This is a genomic window from Promineifilum sp. (SeqCode) (genome assembly GCF_041918635.1).
In the GTDB taxonomy this organism is placed as follows: domain Bacteria; phylum Chloroflexota; class Anaerolineae; order Promineifilales; family Promineifilaceae; genus Promineifilum.
This window is the reverse complement of sequence record NZ_JAYRVJ010000164.1, coordinates 1-9,379: the sequence shown is the minus strand read 5'-3', so window position 1 is coordinate 9,379 and position 9,379 is coordinate 1. Positions and strand designations below refer to the sequence as shown.

The 9,379-nt window shown below is 68.0% G+C and carries 7 protein-coding genes; 5 read left to right on the top strand and 2 right to left on the bottom strand.

The genetic code is table 11. The annotated features are described in order from the left end of the window. Positions 1-630: hemolysin family protein (locus ACE3UY_RS05550; RefSeq protein ID WP_374686556.1), on the bottom strand; the 630-nt coding region annotated here is incomplete at its 3' end. A 305-nt stretch (positions 631-935) separates the two neighbouring features. Here ACE3UY_RS05550 and ACE3UY_RS05545 point away from each other — a divergent pair. The 3 genes from ACE3UY_RS05545 to ACE3UY_RS05535 all read left to right on the top strand — a co-directional run bounded on the left by ACE3UY_RS05545 (position 936) and on the right by ACE3UY_RS05535 (position 4,634). Continuing rightward, a complete protein-coding gene (locus ACE3UY_RS05545; protein ID WP_374686555.1) occupies positions 936-3,248 on the top strand; it encodes an ATP-dependent helicase in 2,313 nt (770 codons plus the stop codon). Between the two features lie 141 nt (positions 3,249-3,389). Further along, entirely contained in the window at positions 3,390-4,004 is a 615-nt protein-coding gene (locus tag ACE3UY_RS05540; protein WP_374686554.1) for an NYN domain-containing protein, read from the top strand. A 225-nt stretch (positions 4,005-4,229) separates the two neighbouring features. After that, complete coding sequence (locus ACE3UY_RS05535; RefSeq protein ID WP_374686553.1) at positions 4,230-4,634, top strand: hypothetical protein; 405 nt, start codon at positions 4,230-4,232, stop codon at positions 4,632-4,634. A 79-nt stretch (positions 4,635-4,713) separates the two neighbouring features. Here the strand turns inward: ACE3UY_RS05535 and ACE3UY_RS05530 are convergent, their stop codons facing one another. Next, complete coding sequence (locus ACE3UY_RS05530; protein ID WP_374686552.1) at positions 4,714-6,819, bottom strand: ATP-binding protein; 2,106 nt, start codon at positions 6,817-6,819, stop codon at positions 4,714-4,716. A 182-nt stretch (positions 6,820-7,001) separates the two neighbouring features. Between ACE3UY_RS05530 and murJ the strand changes: the two genes are divergently transcribed. Both murJ and ACE3UY_RS05520 read left to right on the top strand, forming a co-directional pair. Continuing rightward, positions 7,002-8,591: a murein biosynthesis integral membrane protein MurJ gene (gene murJ / locus ACE3UY_RS05525; RefSeq protein ID WP_374686551.1), complete on the top strand. Its 1,590-nt coding sequence runs from the start codon at positions 7,002-7,004 to the stop codon at positions 8,589-8,591. After that, positions 8,588-9,253 (top strand): hypothetical protein, encoded by a 666-nt coding sequence (locus ACE3UY_RS05520; protein ID WP_374686550.1) that lies wholly within the window; start codon positions 8,588-8,590, stop codon positions 9,251-9,253. Before murJ ends, ACE3UY_RS05520 begins: the two co-directional genes overlap by 4 nt. Positions 9,254-9,379: the final 126 nt, after the last annotated feature.

Genomic DNA, 9,379 nt, shown 5'->3' with positions numbered 1-9,379 from the left:
GTCGCCGAAGCGAAAGATGCTATCCACCATCACCCGCTCCGCCTCTTCGAAGACGCCGGCCTGCGCTCCCTGCTCCAACAGCATCCGAATCTCCTCTTCCGATACGGTGGCGGCCCCGCTCTCACCCCGGACGCCCAGTAGGCGCAGGACAAGCTCCGTCGCCAACGTCAACAAGCGCACGACCGGCCGGGCCAGACGGGACAGGGCGTACATCGGCTTGGCGACCGAGGCGGCGATGCGCTCCGGGTTGCGCAGCGCCAGCCGCTTGGGAACCAATTCGCCGATGACAACACTGAAGAAGGTGATCAGGCCGACGACGATGATCAGGGCGACCGCCTGGCTGTAGGGGCCAATGACCGGCGCGGGAGCCAGCCAGCCGGCCAGCTCCGCGGTCAGCGTCGCCCCGCCAAACGCGCCGGCCAGGATGCCGATCAGGGTGATGCCGACCTGGACGGTGGAGAGCAGATCGGTTGGGGCGTGGGACATGCGCAGGGCGACGGCCGCGCCGCCGTGGCCGCCGTCGACCATCGTCTGCAAGCGCTCGCGCCGGGCTGAGATAATCGCCAGTTCGGCCAGGGCGAACAGGCCGTTCAGCAGGATGAGCAGCGTCAGAATGATTAACTCGGTCACTATTCGGGAAGCCATACCCAACTATAGCGGAAAAGTTGGCAACGTCTCAACCTGCTGTAGGGGCGCACCTGCGTGTGCGCCCTGGGACTACGTGTGTCTTGGGGTTGCGCGTGCAAAGGGCAGACACACAGGTCTGCCCCTACGGTGTCCGCGCCCAGAGGGCAGACACGCTGCCTAGAGGGCAGACACGCAGGTCTGCCCCTACGGTGTCCGCGCCCAGAGGGCAGACACGCTGCCCAGAGGGCAGACACACAGGTCTGCCCCTACGCTGTGCCCGCGGGCGGCGGATGTAATAGAATAGGCGCATGGATTTGCTGGACAAACTGAACCCCGCCCAACGCGCGGCCGTCAGCGCCCCGCCGGGCGCGCTGCTCGTCGTCGCCGGCCCCGGCAGCGGCAAGACCCGCGTGCTGACCCACCGCATCGCCTACCTGATCCAGGACATGCGCGTCTCCCCCTGGCACATCATGGCCGTCACCTTCACCAACAAGGCGGCGCGCGAGATGGAGCACCGCATCGAGGCGCTGCTCGGCGGCCGGCCGCAGGGGCTGAACATGGGCACGTTCCACGCCATCTGCGCCCGCCTGCTGCGCCGCGAGGTGGACAACCTGACCCACTACCAGCGCGACTTCGTCATCTTCGACACGGCTGACCAGCTTCAGGTGGTCAAGCAGGCGTTGGCCGCGCTCAACCTGGACGACAAGCGCTGGCCGCCGGCCAAGCTGTTGAACGGCATCAGCAGCGCCAAGAACGACCTGATCACGCCCGACACCTACCAGGCCACGAACTATGCCGGCGAGGTCACGCGCCGCGTCTATGACTGGTATCAGGCGGCGCTGCGGACGAACAACGCCATGGACTTCGACGACCTGCTGATGAACGCCGTGCTGCTGTTCGACGAGCGGGCCGACGTGCTGGCGAAGTATCAGGAGCGCTACCACCACATTCTGGTGGACGAGTTCCAGGACACCAACGCCACACAGTACCGACTGCTGCGCCAGCTGGCCGGCGACCGCAACAGCCTCTTCGCCGTGGGCGACTCCGACCAGTCGATCTACAAGTGGCGCGGCGCGGACTATCGCAACGTTCAGAACTTCTACCGCGATTTCCCGGAGGCCAAGACGATCCTGCTGGAGCAAAACTACCGCTCGACGCAGGTGATTCTCGACGCGGCCATGGAGGTCATCCGCCGCAACTACGACCACATCCCCAAGAAGCTCTTCACCGAGCGGCATGGCGGGGCCAAGGTCGCCGTCCGCGAGGCGTACAATGAGGAGGACGAGGCCAATACCGTCGTCAACACCATCCAGACGCTCATGCTCCAGGGGCGCAGCCCCAACGCCTGCGCGGTGATGTATCGCACCAACGCCCAGTCGCGCGCCCTGGAAGAGGCGTTCGTCCGCGAGGGCATGCCCTACCGGCTGGTGGGCGCGACGCAGTTCTACCAGCGGCGCGAGGTCAAGGACGTGATCGCCTACCTGCGCGTCGTCCACAACCCGTACGACTCGGTCAGCCTGAACCGTATTCTGAACGTGCCCACGCGCGGCATCGGCCAGACGACACAGCAGCAGTTCTACCTGTGGGCGGCGGCGCAAGGGCTGCAACCGGCCGAGGCGCTGCTGCGGCTGGCGACCGACGCGGACGTGCAGCACCCGTTCAACGGCCGGGCCTACCACGCCCTGGAACAGTTCGGCAGCCTGCTGGCCGGCTGGTACGCCCTGCGCGAGCGGGTCGGCGTGGGCGAGTTGCTCGACGCCATCCTGGATCAGATCAAGTACAAGAGCTACCTTGACGACGGCACGGACGAGGGGGCCGACCGCTGGGAGAACGTGATGGAGTTGCGCGGCGTGGCCGGCGTGGAGGACGGGCTGACTCTGAGCGAGTTCCTGCAACAGGTCGCGCTGGTGGCCGAGACCGACAACCTGGACAGCACCGTGCCGGCCACGACGCTGCTGACACTGCACGCGGCCAAAGGGCTGGAGTTTCCGGTGGTGTTCATCACCGGGCTGGAGGAGGGGCTGCTGCCCCACAGCCGGTCGATGGACAGCGAGGAGGAGCTGGCCGAGGAGCGCCGCCTGTTCTACGTTGGCCTGACCCGCGCCAAGGATTTGCTCTATCTGTCCCACGTCTTCCGGCGCACGTCGTGGGGCGATAGCTCGGTGGCCGTGCCGTCGCGCTTCCTAGCCGACATCCCGGAGGGACTGGTGGACGGCTACAACCCCGGCCAGCGGCGGCGGCAGAGCATCGACCGGGTCAGCACGTGGAACCCGGGGGCGACGAGTTGGGCGTCGGGGCGACCCGGGGCGACCGGGCAGCGACCGCCGACGGCCGACCGCCGGCCGCCGGCGGATCGCCGCTGGGGAATGGGGCAGCGGGAAGAGGACGAGGACGGGGGCCGGCTGCCCACACCCAATCGCCAGACCGACGAGCCGCGCGGGACGCAAACCGGCGCGACGCGCTACAAGACAGGCCAGCGCGTGCGCCACACCAAGTTCGGCGAGGGGACGGTCATCGAGAGCAAGGTCAGCGGCCAGGAAGAGGAAGTGACCGTGGCCTTCCCCGGCGTGGGCATTAAGCGGCTGGCGGCCAGCTTCGCGGGACTAGAGATTATCGGATAAGGGGAGTTATCCGCAGATTTGGCAGATTCGGCAGATTTTCCATAGCCGTTGGGGTTGTTCGTGTGCAACGGGTGACGTCCATTCCGAACGCTTGAATCTGCCTAATCTGCCAAATCTGCGGATGATTCTTCTGAGGGCGCGATGAACTATCTGATTGACGGCCACAACCTGATCGCCCGCACGCCTGGCCTGTCGCTGGCCGACCCGGACGACGAGGCCAAGCTGGCGCAGTTGTTGCGGCGCTGGGCGCTGGCCGATGCGCGCCGGCGCGTGACCGTCATCTTCGATGCCGGCCTGCCCGGCGGCGAGTCTTACCACCTGTCGGGCGGCGGCGTGAAGGCGATCTTCGCCCCGGAGGGGCGCTCGGCCGACGACCTGCTCATCCGGCGCATCGACCAAATCAAGAACCCGGCCGAATTCATCGTGGTCAGCAGCGACCGGGCCGTGGCTGCGGCGGCCCAGCGGCGGCGCGTGACCGTCCAGCGTTCGGAGGCGTTCGCCGCGGCCATGATGGCCGACCGCACCTTCGGCGACAAGTCCAAGCCGCCGCCCGAACGCCCCGACGCGCCGGCGATGAGCGCCGGCGAGATGCAGGAGTGGCTGGCGCTCTTCGGCCCGGAGCCGGAGACGAAGCCCCGCCCCGCCCCCAAACCCGCGTCCCCGCCCCCGGCCGCGCCGGCCAAGAAGTCCAAGAAAGAGCAAGACGACGCCGACGATCTGGACGAATGGCTACGCCTGTTCGGTTATAAGCAGTAAAGAAGAGGAACACAGAGAGACACAGAGATCACAGAGAGTTCCACAGAGGCTCTGAATTCCTCTCTGTGGAACTCCGTGTGATCTCAGTGTCCCTCTGTGTTCCTCTTAATCCCCCAGATAGGTATCATACTGGATAGGAAATGAACACCTTCTGATCTGTCGCCCGACCCTCGGCCGGCTTTATGATTCACGGTATTGGCAGACTTATCTTGATGGAGGTTTACCGTGAGCGAGAACACCGTTCGTTGGGTCATGCGCGCCGACGCGGCTTTTAACCTGTTCGCCGGCGTCCTGTTGCAGTTCTACCTGAGCGGCCTGTTGCGGGCGCTGGGCTGGCCGGAGGCGCAGACGCGCGTCTATGCCCTGGTGCTGGGATCGGCGCTGATCGGCCTGTCGCTGATGGTCTGGGCCGCGTCGCGCCGGCCGTCGCGCGCCCGCGAGATCCTCATCGTCAGCATCATCACCCACCTGCTGGCCGGGCTGTCGATCCTGTACGAGATTTTCATCGTGGGCATCGACCTGCCGTCGCCGTGGCTGCTGCCGGCGGCCGTGGGCGTGCAGGTCTTGTTCGTGCTGGGCGAGGCGTACTACCTGCTGACGGCCCGACCGACGAATGCTTACAGTTCTTAATGAATGGCTACGGATCATGACGGATAATACGGATTCAAACAGAAATCCGTATTATCCGTCCCAATCCGTAGCCATTTCTTCACATCTCCAGGTTGCCCATCTCTCGTGACCACAGCCGGGAGGTCAGTTCCTCGATACCCGAGCGGAGGTGGCGGCGGTAGGTGCTGAACGGCAAGTCCAGCACCTCCGCCGCCTGCTCCTGGGTAGCTGCGGGTTGGAAGTAGGTGTGGTAGAGGGCGCGGTGGAATTTGACCAGGCGCGGCGACTCTTGCAGCGTGTCGCACGTCTCGCGCAGAACACGGCGCAGCGCGGGCGCGCGGGCGGCGACCGGCGCGTTAGGCCCAGCCTCGGCCAGCACCAGACGCGACCGCAGCAGCGGGTTGGTCGTCAGCGCAGTCACGTCGGTGTAGTCGCGCAGCGCGTCGCGGACGGCCGTGGCGAACTCCACCTCGCTCAGCACGATGAGCGGTTCGCCCGCCGACCGGGGCGCCGACGGGCCAACGTTCATATTCATCTCGCGCGCGGCCATCAGCTCCAGCCACGCTAGCGGCGGGGTGACGCGCCAGTCATGGGCGTACACGCCATAGTGGCGGCCACCCACGGTGAAGTCCGCCTCCGGCAGCCGCGTCTGGTCGGCGTAACTCAGCAGCGCCTGCCAGAAGATGGGGTCGGCGCAGGGCAGGAAGGTGTAGGCCAGACCGGGCGTCGCCAGGTAGTGCTGCACCATGTTCAGGAAGATGCGGCTCTGCTCCGGCGAGACGCCCTGATAGGTGTCGCGGGCCATCCAGAAGCGGAACAGCGTAGCCGTCTCGCCGGCGCGCGAGGGCTGGCGGGCAAGCACGTCCCAGGCGGCGCGCACGGCGGGGTCGCGCTCCCGGTCGCCGGCCGTCGTCCCTTCGAGGCGGACGCGCGCGAGGAAGCCAACTGCCTCCCCCGTCGCGCCGCGCAGCACGCTGACCCCCTCCGGCTGGCGATCCAGCCAGTGCACGGCCAAGGCGGCCGACTCGTCCCCCTCGTGCTGCTCGACCATCGCCGCCAGGTTTTCGACATCCTCCGGCCTCAGGCCGTCGGTGAAGACTGTCCCCGACTCCTGCCACAGGAAGAACGGTTTGACCGACGGACTGTCGCGGTGCAGGTAGACATAATCAGAGAGAAGACGGCGCTGCTCCTGACCCGAGCCGGCTTGCACCCGCGGCATGTAGTAGCGGCGGGCGCGGGCATGCAACTCGCCGTACCAGTCGGGGTTGCGCCAGCGCACGTCGGCCAGCAGCGCCTCGCGGGTCAGGTCGTGGGGGAAGATGCCGCGCCGGTCGGCTTCCATGAACGACAGCCCCCGCAGCCACTCGAACAGGTCGTGCACCTCGGCGCTGCCGGCCGGTTGGCTCAGCAGTTCGGCCAGCAGCGACTCTGTCGTCAGGCGCACCAGGGCGCACCCCTCCAGCGCGGCGCGGTGGGCGGGGCTGGGGACTTGTTGTACCAGTTGCTCCAGCAGCGTCTGGATGACGTTGGGCGCGACCTCCGGCCGGAAGTGGGTCGTCGCGCCCTGGTCGTACAGATCGGCCACCAGCGACAGGGCCAGGGCGTGGCCGTGGGTGAAATCGAGGACGCTCTCGACCTGGTCGGCGGGCACATGCCGCCGCGCCAGATAGGCGCGGCTCTCCTCCGGGTTGAAGTTGCGCAGGGGCAGGATGCGCATCATCTCCGCCCAACCGGGGTCGGTGCGCCAGGGCAGGCTCGGCGGCCGCCGCCCGGCGAGGATTACCAGGGTGTCGGCGGGCAACTCGCTCAGGAATTGCTCGCGCAGCCAGCCGTCGATGGGCGTCAGCACCTCGTAGGTATCGACGAGCAGCACCAGCCGGCCCGGCGCGTCGGCCAGATGGGCGACGGGGTCGGTCTCGGCCGGCAGGCGCAGGGCGGCGGCGAGAGCGCGCAAGAAGAAGTCGGGCGCGGCGTCGATGCCCCGGCCATCGAGGAAAGCCACCCGCGCCCCGGCCGCCTGGGCGAGGTAGGCGAACTCGCGCATGAGGCTCGTCTTGCCGATGCCGCCGGGGCCAAAGAGGTGGAGGACGAAGAAGGGCAATTCCGGCCCGGCCAGCGCCTCGCGCAGCAGATCGCGCTCGGCTTCGCGGCCGACGAAGCGCCCGCGCCGCGCCTGTTCCAATCGTTCCTGCAAAGAACCCGCCATAGCCGCCTCGGAAGGGGGGAATCCGCAGATTTCGCAGATTACGCAGATTAACAAGTTGAACGAAACTGGCGACGGTGAAAATTGAGCAGTGATTGGACAGCGAATGGTCTGTCACCCCACGCTGAGCGCCCGTATCATATCATTATTCGCCGCAAAGCGTTAGTGACAAATACGGAGTAGCCATGACGATAACCGCTCCTGTTCCGACCACCGCGCCGCCAGAGGGCGCGCCGCGCCGGCGTGTGCGCCTGGGCGGGGTCACGGCGCTGGCCCAGAGCGCCTGGATGGGCTTCCCGCTGGCGGCCGACATCCTGGAGCCGTTGCGCACCGCCCCGGCGGCCGTGCGCCGCTGGACGCAGGTCATCCGCCCCACCTGGCCGGCCGGCGGCCTGTCACTGCGCGGCCTGTTCAGCCGCCAGTTCGGCATCGCCGAGGCGAGCTTCATCCTGATGGCCTCTTTCTTCACCTCGGCCGCGCTGGGCGCGGTGCGGCAGGTGCTCTTCAACGCCCAGTTCGGCGTCAGCACGGAGGCCAACGCCTACTACGCCGCCTTCCGCCTGCCCGACACGCTGTTCAGCCTGGTCGCTGGCGGCGCGCTCTCCAGCGCCATGATCCCCGTCCTGCTGAGCGCCCGCCAGAACGACGGCGAATCGGCCGCCTGGCGACTGGTGGGGCTGGTGCTGACGGCGCTGCTGGCCTTCATGGCCCTGATCATCGTCGTCGTCGGCCTGTTCACGCCGTTCTTCGTGCGGACGGTACTGGCCCCCGGCTTCGACGGGCCGACGAGCGACCTGACGGTGACGCTGACGCGGGTCATGCTGCTGCAACCGCTCATTCTGGCCGTGGGCAGCGTCGCCACGGCGGTGCTCAACAGCCGCAACCAGTTCTTCCCGACGGCGCTATCGGTCGTCAGCCACAACGTGGCCCTCATCGCCGGCATCCTGGCCAGCCGCTTCATCGACGGGCTGGGCATCATGGGGCCAACGCTGGGCGTCATCGGCGGGGCGACGCTCCAGGTCATCATCCTGGCTCCTGGGCTGGTCGGCGGCGGGGGCGGGCGGCTGGCGCTGGCCTTCGACCTGGCCGACGCCCGGCTGCGCGAGGTGGTGCGCCTGCTCATCCCCAACGGCCTGTCGGTCGCCGTCAACTACTCCGGCTTCATCGTGGATACGTCGTTCGCCACCCGCGCCCCACAGGCGGCCGGGCTGGCGGCGCTCTACAACGCCTTCCTGCTCGTCGGCCTGCCCATCGCCCTGTTGGGTCAGGCGGTCGGCCAGGCGGCCTTCCCACGGCTGACCGGCCACGCCGAGTCGGGCCGCTGGCGCGAGATGCGGCGGACGCAACTGGTGTCGCTGGGCGCGGCCATCGGGCTGGCGCTGGCCGCCGTGGCCGCGCTGCTGCTGCTGGGTCGGCTGACCATCCGCATCCTGTTTGAGCGCGGCGCCTTCGACGCCGCCGCCGGCGACCTGACCTATCAGGTGCTCGTCGTCTACGCCATCGCCCTGCCGGCCTACGTCGCTACGGAGGTCGTCACCCGCGGCCTGATCGCCCTGCGCGACACGCGCACGCCGCTGCTGACCAACACCGGCCAGCTCATCGGCCGCATCATCCTCATCGCCGTCTTCATCCGGCCGCTGGGCGTCGTCGCCGTGCCGGCCGCGTTCGCCGTGACCAGCACGCTGGAGACACTGGCGCTGGGCGGCGTGCTGTGGCGCAAGTTGAACCGGCGGCTGAGCGAGCCGGGCGCGCCGGTGGAGGAGGCCATCGCATGACCCATCAACCTTCTACCCGGGCCAACCGCATCGCCTATCTGGAAACGGAGTTGTGGAAAGCGTATTACCACCGCCAATGGCTGCGCGAGTTTCGCCTGCTGATCGCCACCCATCGCGAGTTCTTCCACATGGGGCCGCTGACGGCGGTGCGGGCCAGCTATGAATCGGCCCGCGCGGCGATGGCCTTCGCGCCGCTGGACGCCAGCGATTTGCCGAAGGCGCGCCGCTACCTGCTCACCTACTACCCGCGGGTGCGCCGATCGTTAGGCTGCCGGATGAGCGCCGCCGAACTGGCCGGCGTAGAGCTCAACTACTGGGTCGTCCACCGGGCCGCGGCCCGGCGGCGGCTGGCCGAGGTCGCCAGCGGCCGGCCCGCGAACGACGAACCGACGCCGGCCGAGATCGAGCCAGTGGTGGACGCCTTCGCCCACCTCCACGCCGCGCTGTTCAACCAGACGCCGGAGCGCATGCGCGAGTCAGCCGTCTACCGCGCCCAGGCCACGGCCGTGGTCGACCGCATCTCCGGCCGCTACTCGCCCGACGTGCCCGGCGACTGGCGGCGGGTGGAGGCGCTACTGCGGCAGGCGTACGCGGCCATCGAGGAGGCGGTCGGCCCGGACGCAGTCGCCTGGCGAGGCCGGCCCGCCATCAAGCCATCTTAATCTGGATAAAGGGGACGCCATGAATGATCAGATTCTTCGCTCAGCCTTCGACACGCACAACGCCGGCGACATCTCGCTGGAAGCGGCGCGCACCTACGTCAACGCCGCCCAGAAGCGCTGCGAGGC

What these genes read in the sequence shown, in the direction of transcription:
- ACE3UY_RS05545 (WP_374686555.1), top strand. Translation starts at nt 936, where the DNA reads ATGGATTTGCTGGACAAACTGAACCCCGCCCAACGCGCGGCCGTCAGC.
- murJ (WP_374686551.1), top strand. Translation starts at nt 7,002, where the DNA reads ATGACGATAACCGCTCCTGTTCCGACCACCGCGCCGCCAGAGGGCGCG.
- ACE3UY_RS05520 (WP_374686550.1), top strand. Translation starts at nt 8,588, where the DNA reads ATGACCCATCAACCTTCTACCCGGGCCAACCGCATCGCCTATCTGGAA.
- ACE3UY_RS05540 (WP_374686554.1), top strand. Translation starts at nt 3,390, where the DNA reads ATGAACTATCTGATTGACGGCCACAACCTGATCGCCCGCACGCCTGGC.
- ACE3UY_RS05530 (WP_374686552.1), bottom strand. Translation starts at nt 6,819, where the DNA reads ATGGCGGGTTCTTTGCAGGAACGATTGGAACAGGCGCGGCGCGGGCGC.